The 18,042-nt window shown below is 59.4% G+C and carries 17 protein-coding genes; 10 read left to right on the top strand and 7 right to left on the bottom strand.

Translation table 11 applies throughout. The features are described 5' to 3' along the window. Positions 1-57 precede the first annotated feature (57 nt). Genes ccoN through ccoP form a run of 4 tightly spaced genes read left to right on the top strand, consistent with a single transcriptional unit; the run spans position 58 to position 3,454 of the window. The gene (gene ccoN / locus CFBP6623_RS06490; protein WP_046800123.1) at positions 58-1,680 is read left to right on the top strand and encodes a cytochrome-c oxidase, cbb3-type subunit I; all 1,623 of its coding nucleotides are present in this window, start codon (positions 58-60) and stop codon (positions 1,678-1,680) included. 10 nt (positions 1,681-1,690) lie between these two features. Next, the gene (gene ccoO, locus CFBP6623_RS06485) at positions 1,691-2,422 is read left to right on the top strand and encodes a cytochrome-c oxidase, cbb3-type subunit II (protein WP_052818411.1); all 732 of its coding nucleotides are present in this window, start codon (positions 1,691-1,693) and stop codon (positions 2,420-2,422) included. A 12-nt stretch (positions 2,423-2,434) separates the two neighbouring features. Further along, positions 2,435-2,587, top strand: a complete 153-nt coding sequence (locus CFBP6623_RS06480; protein WP_006316283.1) for a CcoQ/FixQ family Cbb3-type cytochrome c oxidase assembly chaperone — start codon at positions 2,435-2,437, stop codon at positions 2,585-2,587. A 3-nt stretch (positions 2,588-2,590) separates the two neighbouring features. Further along, positions 2,591-3,454: a cytochrome-c oxidase, cbb3-type subunit III gene (gene ccoP, locus CFBP6623_RS06475; RefSeq protein ID WP_046800125.1), complete on the top strand. Its 864-nt coding sequence runs from the start codon at positions 2,591-2,593 to the stop codon at positions 3,452-3,454. 54 nt (positions 3,455-3,508) lie between these two features. Here the strand turns inward: ccoP and CFBP6623_RS06470 are convergent, their stop codons facing one another. The 3 genes from CFBP6623_RS06470 to CFBP6623_RS06460 are packed head-to-tail and all read right to left on the bottom strand — an operon-like array spanning position 3,509 to position 4,744. Then, on the bottom strand, positions 3,509-3,955 hold the full coding sequence (locus CFBP6623_RS06470) for a VOC family protein (protein ID WP_052818413.1): 447 nt from the start codon (positions 3,953-3,955) through the stop codon (positions 3,509-3,511). A 16-nt stretch (positions 3,956-3,971) separates the two neighbouring features. Next, positions 3,972-4,328, bottom strand: a complete 357-nt coding sequence (locus CFBP6623_RS06465; protein ID WP_046800357.1) for a VOC family protein — start codon at positions 4,326-4,328, stop codon at positions 3,972-3,974. Between the two features lie 11 nt (positions 4,329-4,339). Continuing rightward, positions 4,340-4,744 (bottom strand): polyketide cyclase, encoded by a 405-nt coding sequence (locus CFBP6623_RS06460; RefSeq protein ID WP_080842084.1) that lies wholly within the window; start codon positions 4,742-4,744, stop codon positions 4,340-4,342. A gap of 120 nt (positions 4,745-4,864) precedes the next feature. Here CFBP6623_RS06460 and ccoG point away from each other — a divergent pair, with 120 nt between their 5' ends. The 5 genes from ccoG to gndA all read left to right on the top strand — a co-directional run bounded on the left by ccoG (position 4,865) and on the right by gndA (position 10,982). Further along, the gene (gene ccoG / locus CFBP6623_RS06455) at positions 4,865-6,448 is read left to right on the top strand and encodes a cytochrome c oxidase accessory protein CcoG (RefSeq protein WP_080842085.1); all 1,584 of its coding nucleotides are present in this window, start codon (positions 4,865-4,867) and stop codon (positions 6,446-6,448) included. Further along, positions 6,445-6,945 carry a FixH family protein gene (locus tag CFBP6623_RS06450; protein ID WP_052818416.1) on the top strand — a complete coding sequence of 167 codons (501 nt, stop codon included), beginning with the start codon at positions 6,445-6,447 and terminating at the stop codon, positions 6,943-6,945. Before ccoG ends, CFBP6623_RS06450 begins: the two co-directional genes overlap by 4 nt. Further along, positions 6,942-9,233, top strand: coding sequence for a cation-translocating P-type ATPase (locus tag CFBP6623_RS06445; protein ID WP_080842086.1), 2,292 nt, complete (start codon positions 6,942-6,944; stop codon positions 9,231-9,233). The genes CFBP6623_RS06450 and CFBP6623_RS06445 overlap by 4 nt, the downstream gene beginning before the upstream one ends. Further along, the gene (gene ccoS, locus CFBP6623_RS06440) at positions 9,230-9,388 is read left to right on the top strand and encodes a cbb3-type cytochrome oxidase assembly protein CcoS (RefSeq protein WP_035223387.1); all 159 of its coding nucleotides are present in this window, start codon (positions 9,230-9,232) and stop codon (positions 9,386-9,388) included. Before CFBP6623_RS06445 ends, ccoS begins: the two co-directional genes overlap by 4 nt. 163 nt (positions 9,389-9,551) lie before the next feature. After that, positions 9,552-10,982 carry an NADP-dependent phosphogluconate dehydrogenase gene (gene gndA / locus CFBP6623_RS06435; protein ID WP_046800130.1) on the top strand — a complete coding sequence of 477 codons (1,431 nt, stop codon included), beginning with the start codon at positions 9,552-9,554 and terminating at the stop codon, positions 10,980-10,982. Between the two features lie 69 nt (positions 10,983-11,051). Here gndA and CFBP6623_RS06430 read toward each other — a convergent pair whose 3' ends face one another. From CFBP6623_RS06430 to CFBP6623_RS06420, 3 genes are all read right to left on the bottom strand, one after another. Next, entirely contained in the window at positions 11,052-11,378 is a 327-nt protein-coding gene (locus CFBP6623_RS06430) for an RcnB family protein (RefSeq protein WP_046800131.1), read from the bottom strand. Between the two features lie 188 nt (positions 11,379-11,566). Further along, positions 11,567-12,598, bottom strand: coding sequence for an L-glyceraldehyde 3-phosphate reductase (mgrA, locus tag CFBP6623_RS06425; protein WP_046800132.1), 1,032 nt, complete (start codon positions 12,596-12,598; stop codon positions 11,567-11,569). Positions 12,599-12,828: 230 nt separating this feature from the next. Continuing rightward, a complete protein-coding gene (locus tag CFBP6623_RS06420; protein WP_046800133.1) occupies positions 12,829-15,294 on the bottom strand; it encodes a beta-mannosidase in 2,466 nt (821 codons plus the stop codon). Positions 15,295-15,783: 489 nt separating this feature from the next. Between CFBP6623_RS06420 and CFBP6623_RS06415 the strand changes: the two genes are divergently transcribed. Next, on the top strand, positions 15,784-16,836 hold the full coding sequence (locus CFBP6623_RS06415) for a LacI family transcriptional regulator (RefSeq protein WP_046800134.1): 1,053 nt from the start codon (positions 15,784-15,786) through the stop codon (positions 16,834-16,836). Between the two features lie 191 nt (positions 16,837-17,027). Here the strand turns inward: CFBP6623_RS06415 and znuA are convergent, their stop codons facing one another. After that, positions 17,028-18,017 carry a zinc ABC transporter substrate-binding protein ZnuA gene (znuA, locus tag CFBP6623_RS06410; protein ID WP_046800135.1) on the bottom strand — a complete coding sequence of 330 codons (990 nt, stop codon included), beginning with the start codon at positions 18,015-18,017 and terminating at the stop codon, positions 17,028-17,030. Between the last annotated feature and the right edge of the window lie 25 nt (positions 18,018-18,042).

Genomic DNA, 18,042 nt, shown 5'->3' with positions numbered 1-18,042 from the left:
TCCCAGGCGCACAACCTGCCTTTCGTCGGTCGGCTTGCACGTTGGGGGAAACCAACAATGAACTACACGTTAGAAACCGCGATCGTGGCCCTTGGGGCCTTTCTCGCGTTGCTTGGGGCAGCCTTTGCCCATGACAGTCTTTTCGCCGCCCATATGTGGGTGCTGTTCTTTACACTGCTGGTCAGCACGGTGCTTCTGTTGCGCCGTGTCTCCTTCGCGCCTGTCGATCCGGCCGCGCTCGCCCGCCGCAAGTCGGAATATTTCGATGAGGTGGTGAAATACGGCGTCATCGCCACGGTATTCTGGGGTGTCGTCGGTTTTCTGGTCGGGGTTGTGGTGGCGCTTCAGCTTGCCTTTCCCGATCTCAACATCGCACCCTATTTCAATTTCGGCCGCATGCGGCCGCTGCACACATCGGCGGTGATCTTCGCTTTCGGCGGAAATGCGCTGATCGCCACGTCCTTCTATGTTGTGCAGAGAACCTGTCGGGCGCGCCTCTTTGGCGGCAATCTCGGCTGGTTCGTGTTCTGGGGTTATAACCTCTTCATCATCATGGCAGCCACCGGTTACCTGCTGGGCATCACCCAGGGTCGCGAATATGCCGAACCGGAATGGTATGTCGATATCTGGCTGACCATCGTCTGGGTCGCCTATCTCGTTACCTTCCTCGGCACGATCTTCATGCGCAAGGAGCCGCATATCTATGTGGCGAACTGGTTCTATCTCGGCTTCATCGTCACCATCGCCATGTTGCACATCGTCAATAATCTGGCGGTGCCCGTGTCGTTCCTGGGCGTCAAAAGCTATTCGGCGTTCTCGGGCGTGCAGGATGCGCTGACGCAATGGTGGTACGGCCATAACGCCGTCGGCTTCTTCCTGACGGCCGGCTTCCTCGGCATGATGTATTATTTCATTCCCAAGCAGGTGAACCGCCCGGTCTATTCCTACCGCCTGTCGATCATCCACTTCTGGGCGCTGATCTTCATGTATATCTGGGCCGGCCCGCACCATCTGCACTATACCGCGCTGCCCGACTGGGCACAGACGCTCGGCATGGTGTTCTCGGTGATGCTGTGGATGCCTTCGTGGGGCGGCATGATCAACGGCCTGATGACGCTTTCGGGCGCATGGGACAAGATCCGCACAGATCCCGTCGTGCGCATGATGGTGATGGCGGTTGCCTTTTACGGCATGGCGACCTTCGAAGGTCCGATGATGTCGATCAAGGCCGTCAACTCGCTCAGCCACTATACCGACTGGACCATCGGCCACGTGCATTCCGGTGCGCTCGGCTGGAACGGCATGATCACCTTCGGCGCGATCTATTACCTGACGCCGAAACTGTGGGGCAGGGACCGTCTCTACAGCCTGCAACTGGTCAACTGGCACTTCTGGCTCGCCACGCTCGGCATCGTCGTCTACGCCGCCGTCATGTGGGTGGCCGGCATCCAGCAGGCTCTGATGTGGCGCGAATATGATAGCCAAGGCTTCCTCGTTTACTCCTTCGCGGAATCGGTCGCAGCTTTGTTCCCCTATTACGTGATGCGTGCACTGGGCGGCCTGATGTTCCTCAGCGGCGCGCTGATCATGGCCTACAACGTCACGATGACCATCCTCGGTCATCAACGCGAGGAGGGCGTCCGCAAGGACGCGGCTCCTTCGCTGCAGCCTGCTGAATAAGGAGAGGCCGATGTCCATACTTGACAAACACGGCGTCATCGAACGCAACGCCACGCTGCTTCTGGTCGGCTCCCTGCTGGTCGTCTCCATCGGCGGCATCGTGGAAATCGCGCCGCTCTTTTATCTCGAAAACACCATCGAGAAGGTGGAGGGCATGCGGCCCTACACGCCGTTGGAACTGGCCGGACGCAACATCTACATCCGCGAGGGATGTTACGTCTGCCACAGCCAGATGATCCGGCCGTTCCGCGACGAGGTAGAGCGTTACGGGCATTACAGCCTGGCGGCGGAATCCATGTATGACCACCCATTCCAGTGGGGTTCCAAGCGCACGGGGCCAGACCTCGCGCGTGTCGGCGATCGATATTCGAACGAATGGCACGTGCAGCATCTGGCCGATCCGCGCTCGGTCGTGCCGGAATCGATCATGCCGTCCTATGCGTTCCTGAAGACCACGTCGCTGAAGATCACCGATGTTTCGATGGAGCTGAAGGCCAACCGTGCCGTCGGCGTACCCTATAGCGACGAGATGATCGAGAAATCCGCAGCTGACCTAGCCGCCCAGGCGGACCCGAATGCGGATTCGTCGGAACTTCTGGCGCGTTATCCCAAGGCCAAGGTGGGTGATTTCGACGGCGATCCGGCCAAGCTTACCGAAATGGATGCTCTGGTCGCCTATCTGCAGATGCTCGGTACGCTGGTCGATTTCTCGACCTATGACGATGCCGCCGGATACCGGTGAGGAGGCAAAACGATGGAAACCTACACGGCCATGCGCCACTTCGCCGACAGCTGGGGCCTGCTTGCCATGACCCTGTTCTTCGCCGGCGTCGTCGTTTTTACCCTTCGCCCCGGCTCGAAAAAGGCCGCGGACGATGCCGCCAGCATTCCGCTTAGGGAGGACTAAGATATGTCCGAAAAACACATTGATGACATCAGCGGCGTCGAAACCACCGGCCATGAATGGGACGGTATCCGCGAGTTGAACAATCCCATGCCGCGCTGGTGGGTCTGGACCTTTTATTTCACGATCCTCTGGGCGATCGGCTATACCATCGCCTATCCGGCTTACCCGCTGATATCAGGCGCAACGAAAGGGTTGCTCGGCTGGAGCAGCCGTGGCGAAATCGCAGCCGAAATTGCCGATGCGAAACAGGCGCAGAGCGTCTATGTCGACAAGATTGCGAACTCGTCGCTCGCCGAAATTCAGGCCGATCCGACCCTGATGCAATTTGCGCTTTCCGGCGGTGCTGCCGCTTTCAAAGTCAATTGCATTCAGTGTCACGGTTCGGGCGCGGAAGGCGGGCAGGGTTATCCCAACCTCAACGATGATGACTGGATGTGGGGCGGCAGCGTCGACGACATCTATACGACGGTGAAGCACGGCATCCGTTTTGCCGATGATCCTGATACGCGCGCTTCGGAAATGCCGGCCTTCGGCGATATCCTCCAGTCGAACGAAATCCGCGAGGTCGCCGCCTATGTCGTCAGCCTTACCGGTACGCCATCCAACCCGGCGCTGGTGGAGCCAGGCAAGCAGCTCTTTGCCGACAATTGCGCCTCGTGCCACGGGGAAGACGCCAAGGGTAATCGCGAATTCGGTGCGCCCAATCTCGCCGACGCGATCTGGCTGAAGTCGCATGGGGAGGAGGGGATCGTCTCGCAGATCCGTTCGCCGAAGCATGGCGTCATGCCCGCCTGGGGTGAGCGTCTCGGTGATACGACCGTCAAGCAGCTGGCGATCTTCGTACATTCGCTTGGTGGGGGCGAATGAGGCAAGTTAAATGCAAAGAAGGGCGCCGGGAGGCGCCCTTTTTTATTGTTCAGATCAGGCGTTTTCCGCCCGTCCATCCGGATATTCGGCTGGTCCCTTCAACTCGATCTTGTTGCCGAAGGGATCGCGGAAATAGAACGAATGTCCCATCCCTCTCGCGCCGCCGTGAAAGGCTTCCTGTTCTATCGTGACGTTAAATTTCGCCAGATGTGCGCGAAGCGCATCATGGTTCAGAGGACCGGTCGCTATGCAGATGTGATCGACATTACGTCCTCCGGCGATGGGCGGAGCAGCCTTTGTGCCACCGGGGTGCGTGACATCCCACAGCACGATCAAGGCATTTCCGCACCAGACTTGTTCCATCCCGAGAGCAGGGTAAGAGTAACCATCCCTACACCCCAGCACGTTCCGGTAAAAATCGAGCGCCCGCGTCATGTCGTCGACGATGAAAACGATATGATCGATACCGACCAACGAAAAAGGCGGCGTTGTCAAAGTCATGGCGGGCTCCTGCCGATCAGTTTTTCGACCAGACGGCCAGTTCGTATCCATCCGGATCGGTGAAATGGAAACGCCGGCCGCCGGGAAAGGCGAAGATCGCGAGGCTGATCTGTCCGCCGGCGGCTTCGACGCGCCGCTGCACATCTTCGATATCGGCGGCGTAGAGAATAACGAGCGGTCCGCCCTTGGCTGAAACCGGCGCGGTGGTGGTAAAGCCGCCCGTCAGGCGGCCATCGGAAAACTCGCAATATTGTGGGCCGTAATCCTTGAAGGACCAGCCGAATGCGCCGCCGTAAAATTCCTTGCTGCGCTCGATATCGGCGACGTTGAATTCGACATAGTCGATGCGTCGGTCATTGGTATTCTCTGTCATCATTTACTCCATCAATCCGCTTCAAGCAGCGATTTCAGCGTTTCGAGATCGGCCCTGATCGCCTTGGCGTCCTCTTCGAAATCCTCGTCCGTCATGCCTTCAAGCCGAAGCAGCGTGAAGCTCACTTCAGCGCCGCTGCCATTCGGCGTTACCCGAAGCGCGTTATAGACCTTCAGGCCATCAGGCAATGTGACGACATGGTCTATGACGCCGAATTCGTTGGTGGGGGCGAAATTGACGCACACTTCGCCAAGCGGCCCGCCATCGGCGATCCAGTCGTTGCCATCAGGCTTCAGCCCGCCGCCAAGACCCGCTGCCCACCGCGGCATGTTCTGCGGGTCTGAGGCGAAACCATAGACCTGGGCCCATGGCTTTTCGACTGACAGGTGAATGATTCTCGACTGCATGACAGGCATCTCGTCCTCCCTCTGCGGCGCATGCCTCCGGCTGCGCCACTTTGTCGTCACTTGATGTAAGTCAAGGATGTTTCCCCGGGGAGATGGGAGAAAGCAAGGAGATAAAAATGGACTCCTATCATGAACATCTATCGCGCCGGACAGGATCGCCCGCAACAGCCCGTCGAAAGGCTGGAGGCGGAAGCCGTCAATTCCGCAAAAACGCGCAAACCGCTTTACGAAGCGCGCAAGAAGATTTTTCCGAAGCGCGCAGAGGGCAGGTTCCGGCGGTTCAAATGGCTGGTGATGCTGGTCACGCTCGGCATATATTATCTGACGCCTTTCCTGCGCTGGGACCGTGGTCCCTATGCGCCCGATCAGGCGGTATTGATCGATATCGCCAACCGCCGCTTTTATTTCTTCTTCATCGAAATCTGGCCGCAGGAGTTCTTTTTTGTTGCCGGCCTGCTGGTCATGGCGGGACTGGGGCTGTTTCTCGTCACATCAGCCGTCGGGCGCGCATGGTGCGGTTATACCTGTCCGCAGACCGTCTGGGTCGACCTGTTTCTGGTGGTCGAACGGGCGATCGAGGGCGACAGGAACGCCCGCATGAAACTGGATGCGGCTCCCTTCACATTTGGCAAATTGCGCAAGCGGGTGCTGAAACATGTGATCTGGCTGGTGATCGGCGTTCTGACCGGCGGCGCCTGGATTTTCTATTTTGCCGATGCGCCGACGCTGGCGATGCAGTTCATGACCGGGCAGGCGCCGATGATCGCCTACTCGACCGTCGCCACGCTGACCGCCACCACCTATGTCTTCGGCGGGCTGATGCGGGAACAGGTGTGCACCTATATGTGTCCCTGGCCGCGCATCCAGGCGGCGATGCTGGATGAGAATTCGCTTGTCGTCACCTATAATGACTGGCGCGGCGAACCGCGCTCGCGGCACGCCAAGAAGGCTGCGGCAGCTGGGGAGAGCATCGGCGATTGTGTCGATTGCAACGCCTGCGTCGCGGTCTGTCCCATGGGCATCGACATCAGGGACGGGCAGCAGCTGGAATGCATCACCTGCGCGCTCTGCATCGATGCCTGCGATGGGGTGATGGACAAGATCGGCAAGCCGCGCGGGCTGATCGCCTATGCGACGCTGTCTGAATATCAGTCCAACATGGCGCTGGCGACCGGCAATGGCGAATACGCCATCCGTCCCACTAATGTGCGTGAGGAGGACGGCAGCTTCAGCAAGCGTGTCCGCCACTTCAACTGGCGCATCATCTTCCGGCCGCGCACGCTGCTTTATACGGCCATCTGGGCAGCTGTCGGCATCGGCATGCTGTTTGCGCTGGTGACGCGCGAGCGGCTGGCGCTGAATGTCCTGCACGACCGCAATCCGCAATATGTGCTGGAATCGAACGGTTCGATCCGTAACGGCTATACCGTCCGCATTCTCAACATGGTGCCGCAGCCACGCATAATGAGCCTGACGATAGAAGGCCTTCCGAATGCGGCGATGAAGATAAATGGCATGCCTGATACGGCCGCGCGCGCCTTTGAGGTGACGGTGGAGCCGGATGAGGCGACGACGCTGAAGGTCTTCGTCACCCTGCCGGGCAAGGATGTCGCGCGGGCGGCGGAAAATTTCGAATTCATCGTCAGCGATACGGGCGGCCACGAAACGGCCCGTTACGATGCGGTCTTCAATGCTCCGGGAGTGAAAAAATGACAGTGAACAATCGCCAGACATCCGGCTTCGTTTTCACCGGCTGGCACATGCTCGGCGTCATGGTGCTGTTCTTCGGCACCATCATCACCGTCAACATGATCATGGCCTGGAATGCGGTCAACAGCTGGAGCGGGCTCGTCGTGCCCAATACCTATGTCGCCAGCCAGCAGTTCAATGCCAAGGCGGAAGCCGCCAAGGCTAGGGCTGCAACCGGCATCAAGGGTAGGCTGGTGGTGGATGAAAAGACCGTGCGTTACGAGGTTTTCCATCCGGATAAAGGCCCCGTCGATACGGATACGGTGACGGCGCATTTTCGCCGGCCTGTCGGTGAAAGCCAGAATTTCGACATGGAACTGACCCCGGCCGCCACCGGCGTCTTTACCGGCGCGCATGACATGCTGCCGGGGCAATGGATCGTCGAGGTTACGGCTGTCAAGGACGGCCGGATCATCGTGCATGAGGGAACGCGGATCGCCGTTATCAGGGGACGTAAATGAGCTGCTGTGCACCGGGAACGGAAGGCTCGCTTCAACTCGGCGAGCCGGTCAATCCACCATCGTCAGAGGAATTGCTGCTGGCGAGCCGCGATCTGGGGCAGGGCCTGCGGCAAACCGATCTCAGCGTGCCGGGTGTCTATTGCGGCGCCTGCATCACCACCATCGAGACAGCGCTTGCCCGTCTGCGCCAAGTGGAGCGGGCGCGGGTGAACCTGTCGTCCAAACGTGTGGCGGTTGTCTGGAAAGAAGAGGTCGATGGCGTCAGGACCGATCCCGCCGACATCGCTCGTGCAATCCTGTCGACGGGATACCACACACATCTTTTCGCCAGCGGGCAGGATGCTTCGGACGCGTTGCGCTCGCAGCTGATAAGGGCAGTGGCGCTGTGCGGCTTTGCCTCCGCCAATATCATGCTTTTGTCGGTCTCGGTCTGGTCGGGGGCGGATGCGGCGACGCGCGACATGTTCCACTGGATTTCGGCGATGATCGCCGCGCCGGCGCTGATTTATGGCGGGCGTTTCTTCTATCAATCGGCCTGGAACGCGCTGAAACACGGCCGCACCAATATGGATGTGCCGATCGCGCTTGCCATCACGCTCTCCTATGCCGTTTCCCTGTGGGAGACGATCCATCACGGCGAACATGCCTGGTTCGACGCGACCGTATCGCTGCTGTTCTTCCTGCTGATCGGGCGCACGCTGGACCATATCATGCGCGACAAGGCGCGCTCAGCCATTGCCGGACTGGCCCGGCTTTCACCGCGCGGCGCGACCGTCATCGGTGAGGATGGAACGCGGGAATACCGCCAGCTTGCGGATGTCCAACCCGGAATGTCGATAGCGATTGCGGTCGGGGACCGTGTGGCGGTGGACGCCGTGGTCGTCTCCGGCAGCAGCGATCTCGATATGTCCATCGTTAATGGTGAAAGCGCACCGCGTCGCGTTACGGCAGGCGACAGCCTGCAGGCCGGCACGCTCAACCTCACCGGTTCGCTGACCGCCCGGGTAACCGCCTCGGCCAGGGATTCCTTCCTGTCGGAAGTGATCGGGTTGATGGAGGCGGCGGAAGGCGGGCGGGCGCGTTACCGCCGTATCGCCGACCGGGCCGCAAGCTATTATTCACCCGTGGTGCATCTTCTTGCGCTGGTGACGTTTCTCGGCTGGGGCATCTTCGGCGGCGACTGGAAACAGGCGATGCTGATCGCAATCGCGGTTCTCATCATCACCTGCCCCTGTGCGCTTGGCCTTGCCGTTCCCGTCGTGCAGGTGGTGGCCGCTGGAAGGCTTTTCCGGCACGGCATCATGGTCAAGGAAGGCTCGGCGATGGAGCGACTGGCCGAAATCGACACCGTGCTGTTCGACAAGACCGGCACCCTGACCGTTGGAAAACCCCGACTTGTCGAGACAGGCGACGTGAAGCCCGCCACGATGGCGATTGCGGCGGGCCTCGCCGCCCATTCTCGCCATCCTCTCTCGAAAGCCCTGCATGCCGCCTATAATGGTGCCTTGCCGGCCTATGAGACGGTGCGGGAAATTCCGGGTTCGGGTGTCGAGGCGGAGACGGAAGCCGGCACTTACCGGCTCGGCAATCGCCGTTTCGCCTGCCCGGATGAGGCACGGACCGACAATGGCGATGCGCGCTCGGAGGTGGTGCTGTCCCTCGATGGCCATCACCTGGCGAGCTTCGGCTTCGAGGATAATCCGCGCGCAGGTGCGGTGGCGGCATTGCGCAACCTGTCTGCGCGGGGCCTTGTGCGGGAAATCGTTTCGGGTGATCGGGCCGCCGCCGTCAGCGCCATGGCGCAGCGGCTGGGGATCGGCAACTGGCGTGCGGACCTTTCGCCGAAGGACAAGGCGGCGCGCTGCACGGAGCTTGCCGGCGAGGGTCGCAGAGTGCTGATGGTGGGAGACGGCATCAACGACGCGCCGGCGCTTGCCGCAGCACATGTGTCCATGGCGCCCGCCACCGCCGCCGATATCGGCCGGCAGGCCGCCGATTTCGTGTTCATGCAGGAGGATCTCGATGCCGTGCCTTTTGCGATCGAGACGTCGCAGCGGGCCGGACGGCTCATCCGGCAGAACTTCGTCCTTGCGATCGGCTATAATATCATCGCCGTGCCGATTGCGATCGCCGGTTTTGCAACGCCGATGATCGCGGCCATCGCCATGTCGACATCGTCACTGATCGTCGTTGCCAATGCATTGCGCCTTGCCGGTGCGGCTGAAACCACCCGTCCCCGGAACGAGGTAAAAACAGGATTTGCGGGCGAGGGGGCGCAACTGGCATGAACATGCTGATCTATCTCATTCCCGTCGCGCTGTTTCTGGGTGCGCTCGGGCTTTTCGCCTTCCTCTGGTCGGTTCGATCAGGGCAGTATGACGATATGGACGGGGCCGCCTGGCGGGTAATCGACGATGGTGATGACCGGCCACGACCCTCTTGAAGGGGCAGCAAAAGGTCAGTTTTGAACTGGCCTTGACCTGTCGCAAATATGCAAAGCTGATTTGCGTCATCAAAATTTAATCGTTTCAGTCGCGCCTAGCCTTGCCGTTTGGTGATTACAGTGCCACAACACGACCACCTAAAAGCAAGATGGAGGCACATCCGTGGAACAGGCAGAAATCGGTTTGATCGGTCTCGGCGTCATGGGCTCGAACCTGGCGTTGAACATCGCGGAAAAGGGCAACAAGATTGCCGTATTCAACCGAACCCCGGAAGTTACACGAAAATTCTACGCTGATGCGGGCGACCTGCAGAGCCAGATCATTCCCTGCGAAACCATCGAGGAATTCGTCGCCGCCATTCGTCCCCCACGTCCGATCATCATCATGATCAAGGCCGGCGATCCCGTCGACCAGCAGATGGAAATCCTGAAACCGCATCTCGCCAACGGCGACATCATGATCGACGCCGGTAATGCCAATTTCCGCGATACGATCCGCCGTTTCGACAATCTGAAGGATAGCGGCCTGACCTTTATCGGCATGGGCGTTTCCGGCGGTGAAGAAGGCGCGCGTCACGGACCGTCGATCATGGTCGGCGGCACCGAAGACAGCTGGAAGCGTGTCGAGAAGGTGCTGACCTCCATTTCCGCCAAGTATAATGACGATCCGTGCGTGGCATGGCTCGGCAATGACGGCGCCGGCCACTTCGTCAAGACCATCCACAACGGCATCGAATATGCCGACATGCAGATGATCGCCGAAATCTACGGCATCCTGCGTGACGGCCTTGGCATGAGCGCCGTCGAAATCGCCGATGTCTTCGCCGAGTGGAACAAGGGCCGCCTGAATTCCTACCTGATCGAAATCACCGAGAAGGTTCTGCGCGCCGCCGATCCAATCACCGGCAAGCCGATGGTCGATCTGATCCTCGACAAGGCCGGTCAGAAGGGCACCGGCAAGTGGTCGGTCATCGAGGCGCAGAACATGGGCGTCGCTGCAACCGCCATCGAAGCGGCCGTGGCTGCCCGTATCCTGTCGTCGCAGAAGGACGAGCGCGAGGCTGCCGAGAAGATCTTCGGCCTGCCGACCCTTGCAGCGGCACCCGCCGACAAAAAAGCCTTCATCGCCGATCTGGAAAGCGCACTTCTGGCCGCCAAGGTGGGTGCTTACGCGCAGGGCTTCGCCATCATGTCGGCGGCTTCGAAGGAGTTCAACTGGAACCTGCCGATGCCGACGATTGCCCGCATCTGGCGCGCCGGTTGCATCATCCGCTCGGAATTCCTCGATGAGATCACTTCGGCCTTCACCAAGGACCCGCATGTGGCCAACCTCATCGTGACGCCGGCCTTCTCCGCTATCGTCAAGGATACCGACGCGCCGCTGCGCCGTGTGGTTTCCTACGCCGTCCTTTCTGGCCTGCCGGTTTCGGCACTGGCTTCGGCGCTCGGCTATTTCGATGCCTATCGCCGCGGCCGCGGCAGCGCAAACCTCATTCAGGCGCAGCGCGACTTCTTCGGCGCGCATGGTTTCGAACGCACCGACGGTGTGGACAAGCCGCATGGCCCATGGGGCAGCGGCGCCGACATTTTCTGATCGGCTGCAACGATAAACAGCAAAAGGCCCGCGCAAGCGGGCCTTTTTCATTTCGATTACTGGTGCTACTCAGCGGGCGGCGGCGAGGCCGACGATCAGGCCGCTGACGGCATTGATAAGCAGGAACTGGTTGTCGACGCGTACCCAGCGCTGATCACGGCGCGGTTCTGCAAGGCGGTAACGGCGGTAGTCACGGCGGTCCACCATGTTGCGGCGCTCACGGGCTGAGAGGCGCTGGCCGCGATCCCAGCGTTGCTTCTTGACTATGACCTTCTTGGTGGTGACCTGACGCTCGACGGTAACGCCGCGATGGCGATCGTCGTGGCGGCTTTGGGCCTGAGCCATCGGAGCTGCAAGAACGGTGGCTGCCAGAAGAATGGTGACGAACTTTTTCATGGAAGTTTCCTCTCGGGTTTCGATGAGAAGAACTTACGAATAAACGAATGAACGGAAACTGAATTTAAAATTACATTTATGTAATGGTTCTTAACGGTTAGAGGCGAAAGTTAATCTTTTGTTTTGAGGTTTTTTCTGCTTGCTGAGGCAAACGGGCCGCCCGGCATAACCGGGCGGCCACGCCCTTATCAGACGCGTTCGGCGGATTTTGCCCAGAGGTTGATATCCGCATCCCTGGCGTAACGATCGATTTCCGCAAGCTCTTCAGCCGTGAAATCCGCCTTGTCGAGTGCCTTCACGCAATCCTCGACCTGTTCGACACGGCTTGCGCCGATGAGCGCCGAGGTGATGCGGCCGCCGCGCAGGACCCAGGCAATCGCCATCTGCGCCAGCGTCTGGCCGCGGCGCTCGGCAATGCTGTTGAGGGAGCGGATGTTCTCGACATTGCGCTCGTTGAGGAAAGCCGGGTTGAGCGACTTGCTCTGCGATGCACGGCTGCCATCAGGCACGCCGCCGAGATATTTGGTCGTCAGCATGCCCTGCGCCAGCGGCGAGAAGACGATGGAGCCGATGCCCAGTTCTTCCAGCGTATCAACGAGACCGTCTTCCTCGATCCAGCGGTTGATCATCGAATAACTGGGCTGGTGGATGATGCAGGGCGTGCCGAGGTCTTTCAGGATCGCGGCGGCCTCACGGGTGCGCTTCGAGTTGTAGGACGAGATGCCGACATAAAGCGCCTTGCCGGAGCGCACGATCTGGTCCAGCGCGCCGCAGGTTTCCTCAAGCGGCGTATTGGGGTCGAAACGGTGGGAGTAGAAGATATCGACGTAATCCAGACCCATGCGCTTCAGGCTCTGGTCGCAGGAGGCGATTACGTATTTGCGGCTGCCCCATTCGCCATAGGGGCCGGGCCACATGTTATAACCGGCCTTGGAGGAGATGATCATCTCGTCGCGATAGCCGGCAAAATCGGTCCTCAGGATTTCACCGAAGGCGGTTTCGGCGCTGCCGGGCGGCGGGCCGTAATTATTGGCGAGATCGAAATGGGTAATGCCGAGATCGAAGGCACGGCGGCAAATGGCCTGTTTCGTCTGGTGCGGCGTGTCGTTGCCGAAATTGTGCCAGAGCCCCAGCGAAATCGCCGGCAGTTTCAGGCCGGTCTTTCCGCAATGATTATATTTCATGGATGCGTATCGGTTTTCGGCCGGTTGCCAAACCATGGGTCTTCCTCCACTTGCTGATGACTGGCTGCCGGAGAACCCGGCAACCCTTTGAACCGATGAGGGCAGGCGCGAGACCGCCTGCCATTCCTGGAGCATGTCCTGCTTAAACGGAATCGCTCGACGTGCTCTACCTTTTCTGTTTTTACACATTTTCCGGACGTAAAACCGCCGCGCACTTTTACTGGAAATGCTCAAAGAGGGATGGTTGTGCCTTTCTCCGCATGGTTTCAATGCGAGGATTGGCAGGTATGAAGATCGAAGACGCGGAAATGCGGCTGCCCGCTTCCCGCCTTCGGGGTGAAGATGATACGGCGCGTTTCGCCAGCGGCGAGATCGAAGAGATTATCCGAATAACGCCCGGGCTGATCGGCTTCCAGCATGACGAAGAGTGCGAGGCCTGTTGCCGTGACATCGATCTCGAACTGGCCGTTTTTCAGCGTGCTGACCGAGAAAGTCAGTCCGGCGGGCTGAAGCTCCAGCGACTTGTAGGTATCGCGCACATGGTGGCCTTCGCCGGTCATGCCATTGGAGGCGATGAAGCTCCAGGCAAGGATTGCACCTTCAGGCAGGCTGTCCATGTCGATTTCGGTCAAAATTGCAGCCCTGTCCGTCGCGCAGGTGCCGTTTGCGGATTTCAGTGGCACGCGGTTGCCGTCCATGGTCAGCGCAACGATGTTCATGTCGATCTCGATGTCTTCCGCCGTGTCGTTGACCATGGAGAAGCTCACCTGTCGTCCATCCTCGGAGGGAATGGCCGAGACCGTGACCGGCTGGAAGAAACGGCGGGCGGCATAATGCAGCGCCTTCCAGCCGCCGCCATAATCGAGGCTCGACCATGAGGCGACCGGCCAGGTGTCGTTGAGCTGCCAGTAGAGCGTGCCCATGCAATGGGGCTTGAGCGACCGCCAGTAATCGACGGCCGTGCGAATGGCCAGCGCCTGCTGGACCTGGCTCAGATAGACGAAATTTTCGAAATCCTTCGGGAAGCGGAAGTAGCGGAACATGGTGCCGGCGATGCGCTCGTTGCCACCGACATTCTTCTGGTGCAGCTCGATCACCGGGGAGGCGATGTTCATGTCCTTGTCTTCCGCATAGCTGCGGATGACGGGCATCGACGTATAGGATTGGAAACCGAATTCGGAGCAGAAGCGCGGCTTGACCGCGCGATAATTGTCGAACGACTTGTTCTCGTGCCAGACTGACCAGTAATGCATGTCGCCGGAACCATCCGCATGCCATGCGTCGCCATAATCGAGATAACCCGAGGCTGGGCTTGAAGGCCACCAAAGTGCTTCGGGGGCGGCTTTTTTCAGCGCCCTTTCGATGGTGCGGTTCAGGCGGTCATATGCGACGAGATAACGGTCGCGATTGTTGCGGGATTCGTCGAACCAGGTCAGAGCGCCCACCAACTCGTTGTCGCCGCACCAGAGCGCTATCGACGGGTGCGAGGAGAGGCGTTTCACCTGATAGTCGACCTCGTGTTCGACATTGTCGAGAAAGTCCTCGCTGCAGGGATAGAGATTGCAGGCGAACATGAAATCCTGCCAGACCAGCAGGCCGAGACGGTCGCAGAGATCGTAGAACCAGTCTTCCTCATAAAATCCGCCGCCCCAGACACGGATCATGTTCATGTTGGCCTCGACCGCGGAGCAGAGAAGGTCTTCGGTCTTTTCCCGGCTGGTCAGCGAATAGAGTGCATCTGCTGGAATCCAGTTGGCGCCGCGGCTGAAGATTTCCCGGCCATTGATGCGGAAGGCGAAGCGGCTGCCCGCTTCATCCTTATCCGTCAGAAGCTCGATGGTCCTGAAGCCGATCTGGCGGGTAACGGTCTCGTCAGGCAGTTCCACGGTCAGCCTATACAGTGCTTGTTCACCACTGCCGGCCGGCCACCAGAGTTCCGGATTTTCCACGAAGAAGACGTGGCGGACCACCGTTTCGCCCGCACTGACGCCGCAATCGAGCCGCAGCCTTTCATCGTTGAGGGAGAGGTAGACCGGCAGGCTTGCCGGACCTTCGGCAAAAAGTGTGATGGCCACATGCAGCTCAACCCCGCCTTCGACATGGTGCTGCGAGGTGACGACATGCTCGATGCGGGCCGTATCGAGGCGCTTCAGCAGGATTTTGCCGTAAAGGCCGAGCGGCGCGATGGCGATGTTCCAGTCCCAGCCGAAATGGCATTGCGGCTTGCGCAGCATGTTGCCATTGGCGATCGGCGAATTGCCGGGGTGATAGGGAATATAAAAGGGCTGCCGCGCCTGCCGCTCTGCACCGGCCGCGATGTTGGAATGGAAATGGATACGGATGGTGTTCTCACCGGGCCGCACGGCGCGCGAAATATCGGGGCGGTAACGGCGGAAGCAATTGTCGGCGCTCAGGACCGGGACATCGTTGACGAAGACGATGGCGACGGTGTCGAGGTAATCGATATCGAGATACCAGCTGGCATCCGCCTCATCGAGGATGAATGTGCGCTCAATGATCCAGTCCTGCTGCGCCACCCATTGCACCGCGTTTTCATTGGCACCGTGGTAGGGATCGGGAATGATGCCGGCATTTTTGAGCGCGGTATGAATATCTCCCGGAACGGAAAGCTCGGTCGCATGGTCTCCTTCCACCGAACTCAGGCGCCAGAGCCCGGCCAGATCGATGGTGGTTTCGGGCGTGGAGGAAGAGATCATGATCGGACCCTGCATAATATGAATTCAACGAAGACGGCCCGGCATTATGAAGCAGGCTTGTGTCGGAATCTGGGGGAACTGGATGCCGGCAAAACGGCTTTTGCCGGTTCGCTCAGCTTCACGATCTTCTCCCTTCGGCAACGTTACCGTAAAACAAACGTGCCGTCATGCCCTTGATTGCTGACTTGTGGGGGTAAAAGTGTCCGTCATCAGCATTACGCGGTCAAGAAGTGGTCTTGTCTTAATATTCTGATATTTTTGATATATATATCAATTAATTGTGGTTATTTTTTAATTTGAAGAATTAATTTTGGTATATTCCGAATGCCTGGGTTTCGTGGCTGCAGGAGCGGTCTTCTGGGCGGATTTATTTTCTGCACCTGCATCGTTATAGCTGAATTGAGGCATGACAGGATGAGGCCGAACGGCGCGAGGGGACGTTTGCCTTTGCAACAGCGCAAAAGCTATCTATGATTATCGTTCGGTAAAGCGTGGCGAAATGACATGAACGATACTGGTAAATCCGGCGGGGGCGAAGCACCCGCGACGACGGGCGAGCGTCCGACCTTAAAGACCATCGCCTATATGACGGGTCTTGGCATCACCACCGTTTCGCGTGCGTTGAAGGATGCGCCTGATATCGGCGCCGAGACCAAGGAGCGCGTGCGGCTGATCGCCCGGCAGATCGGCTACCAGCCGAACCGCGCTGGTGTGCGGCTTCGCACCGGCAAGACCAATGTCATAGCACTGGTGCTGAGTGTCGACGAAGAACTGATGGGTTTCACCAGCCAGATGGTGTTCGGCATCACCGAGGTTCTATCCACCACGCAATATCACCTCGTCGTTACGCCGCATATCCACGCCAAGGATTCCATGGTGCCGATCCGCTACATTCTCGAGACCGGCTCGGCGGATGGGGTCATCATTTCGAAGATCGAGCCGAACGATCCGCGCGTGCGTTTCATGACAGAGCGTAATATGCCCTTCGTCACCCATGGGCGTTCGGATATGGGCATCGAACATGCCTTTCACGATTTCGACAATGAGGCCTATGCCTATGAGGCAGTTGAGCGGCTGGCGCAGTGCGGGCGCAAGAGGATCGCCGTCATCGTGCCGCCATCGCGGTTTTCATTTCACGATCACGCCCGCAAGGGTTTCAACCGGGGGATCAGGGATTTCGGGCTTACCGAATTTCCCATCGATGCCGTCACCATAGAAACGCCGCTGGAAAAAATCCGCGATTTCGGCCAGAGGCTGATGCAATCGGATGACCGGCCCGACGGCATCGTGTCGATCAGTGGCAGCAGCACCATCGCGCTGGTGGCGGGCTTTGAAGCCGCGGGTGTGAGGATCGGCGAGGATATCGATATCGTCTCGAAACAGTCGGCCGAGTTCCTGAACTGGATCAAGCCGCAGATCCATACCGTCAACGAGGATATCAAGCTGGCGGGCAGGGAGCTTGCAAAAGCCCTTCTTGCGCGCATCAACGGCGCTCCGCCGGAAACCCTGCAGAGCGTCAGCGAGCCGGTCTGGTCTTCCATGGCGCCGAAGCCGTAAAGAGTAGCGTCGGAATCGATGCTTTGCACCCGACTGTGTTGCGGGTTGCCACCTACTCGCCGTCATGCCGGCCTCGAGCCGGCATCCAGCCAGCCCAAGTCCTTGGGCTGAAAGGAGTCTCCCCGTCGCGCGGATGCGCGTCGGCTGGATTCCGGCTCAAGGCCGGAATGACGGAAAAGAAGCGTTATCGCTCACGGCTGGGCCAGGCAATCCTTCAGCGAGCCGGCAATGCCGCGCATCAGCTTGAAATAGAGGTCTGGACCGGGCTCCAGCGTGGCCGCTTCCGGATCGAGCGTCGCGGATTTCGCTGCCGTCCCTTCGGTGATGACCGAGATCAGTTTCGGCTCGAATTGCGGCTCGGCGAAGACACAGGTTGCGCCCAGCTGGCGAACTTTTTCCTGCATCTGCTTGACGCGATCTGCGCCGGGCAGGGTCTCGGGGCTGACGGTGATCGACCCCGCCGTCTTCACGCCATAACGATGCTCGAAATATTGATAGGCATCGTGGAAGACGATGAATGGCTTGTCCTTGATCGGCTTGACCGTTTCAGCCAGTTCCGTGTCGAGCGCATCGAGATCGTCGATCAGTTTTTTGGTGTTGGCCTGATAGGTCGCGGCATTGCCCGCGTCGGCCGCGATCAGCGCGGTCTCGATCGTCTGCGCCATGGCCTTGGCATTGGTGGGATCGAGCCAGAGATGGGTGTCGTATGCGCCGTGATCATGGTCCTCGTGACCCTCCGCATGGTCGTGTCCATGATCGTGCGCGCCTTCCTCTTCGGCGTGGCCGTTATGCCCTTCGTCGCCATGGTCATGTGCTTCAAAGGGGCCGCCTTCGCGGAAGGGCAGCTTTTCCAGGCCCTTGGCGTCTTCCAGTTCCACCACGGTTGCCTTTGTGGCCAGTGCCTCGAGCGGTTTTTCCAGGAAGGCTTCCAGCCCCGGCCCGACCCAGAACACCACATCCGCCTTTTCAAGCTTGCGCGCATTGGATGGACGAAGATTATAGGTATGGGGCGAAGCTGCACCCTCGACGATGAGCTGCGGTTCGCCCACGCCCCGCATGATGGCCGCGACGAGAGAGTGGATGGGCTTGATCGAGACCACGACATCGGGCGCGGCTGTGGCGCCGGAAGCGGCGGCCGCTATTGCCACCGACGCCATGAGCGGGATCAGGATCGATTTCATGAAATGCACTCCACTTGAAGAAGTA

This window comes from Agrobacterium tumefaciens (assembly GCF_005221385.1).
Classification (GTDB): Bacteria; Pseudomonadota; Alphaproteobacteria; order Rhizobiales; family Rhizobiaceae; genus Agrobacterium; species Agrobacterium tomkonis.
This window is presented reverse-complemented; position numbering and strand designations above follow the sequence as displayed.

What these genes read in the sequence shown, in the direction of transcription:
- ccoG (WP_080842085.1), top strand. Translation starts at nt 4,865, where the DNA reads ATGAACATCTATCGCGCCGGACAGGATCGCCCGCAACAGCCCGTCGAA.
- znuA (WP_046800135.1), bottom strand. Translation starts at nt 18,017, where the DNA reads ATGAAATCGATCCTGATCCCGCTCATGGCGTCGGTGGCAATAGCGGCC.
- CFBP6623_RS06470 (WP_052818413.1), bottom strand. Translation starts at nt 3,955, where the DNA reads ATGACTTTGACAACGCCGCCTTTTTCGTTGGTCGGTATCGATCATATC.
- CFBP6623_RS06450 (WP_052818416.1), top strand. Translation starts at nt 6,445, where the DNA reads ATGACAGTGAACAATCGCCAGACATCCGGCTTCGTTTTCACCGGCTGG.
- ccoN (WP_046800123.1), top strand. Translation starts at nt 58, where the DNA reads ATGAACTACACGTTAGAAACCGCGATCGTGGCCCTTGGGGCCTTTCTC.
- ccoO (WP_052818411.1), top strand. Translation starts at nt 1,691, where the DNA reads ATGTCCATACTTGACAAACACGGCGTCATCGAACGCAACGCCACGCTG.
- CFBP6623_RS06420 (WP_046800133.1), bottom strand. Translation starts at nt 15,294, where the DNA reads ATGCAGGGTCCGATCATGATCTCTTCCTCCACGCCCGAAACCACCATC.
- CFBP6623_RS06480 (WP_006316283.1), top strand. Translation starts at nt 2,435, where the DNA reads ATGGAAACCTACACGGCCATGCGCCACTTCGCCGACAGCTGGGGCCTG.
- ccoP (WP_046800125.1), top strand. Translation starts at nt 2,591, where the DNA reads ATGTCCGAAAAACACATTGATGACATCAGCGGCGTCGAAACCACCGGC.
- CFBP6623_RS06430 (WP_046800131.1), bottom strand. Translation starts at nt 11,378, where the DNA reads ATGAAAAAGTTCGTCACCATTCTTCTGGCAGCCACCGTTCTTGCAGCT.
- mgrA (WP_046800132.1), bottom strand. Translation starts at nt 12,598, where the DNA reads ATGGTTTGGCAACCGGCCGAAAACCGATACGCATCCATGAAATATAAT.
- CFBP6623_RS06415 (WP_046800134.1), top strand. Translation starts at nt 15,784, where the DNA reads ATGAACGATACTGGTAAATCCGGCGGGGGCGAAGCACCCGCGACGACG.
- ccoS (WP_035223387.1), top strand. Translation starts at nt 9,230, where the DNA reads ATGAACATGCTGATCTATCTCATTCCCGTCGCGCTGTTTCTGGGTGCG.
- CFBP6623_RS06465 (WP_046800357.1), bottom strand. Translation starts at nt 4,328, where the DNA reads ATGACAGAGAATACCAATGACCGACGCATCGACTATGTCGAATTCAAC.
- CFBP6623_RS06460 (WP_080842084.1), bottom strand. Translation starts at nt 4,744, where the DNA reads ATGCCTGTCATGCAGTCGAGAATCATTCACCTGTCAGTCGAAAAGCCA.
- CFBP6623_RS06445 (WP_080842086.1), top strand. Translation starts at nt 6,942, where the DNA reads ATGAGCTGCTGTGCACCGGGAACGGAAGGCTCGCTTCAACTCGGCGAG.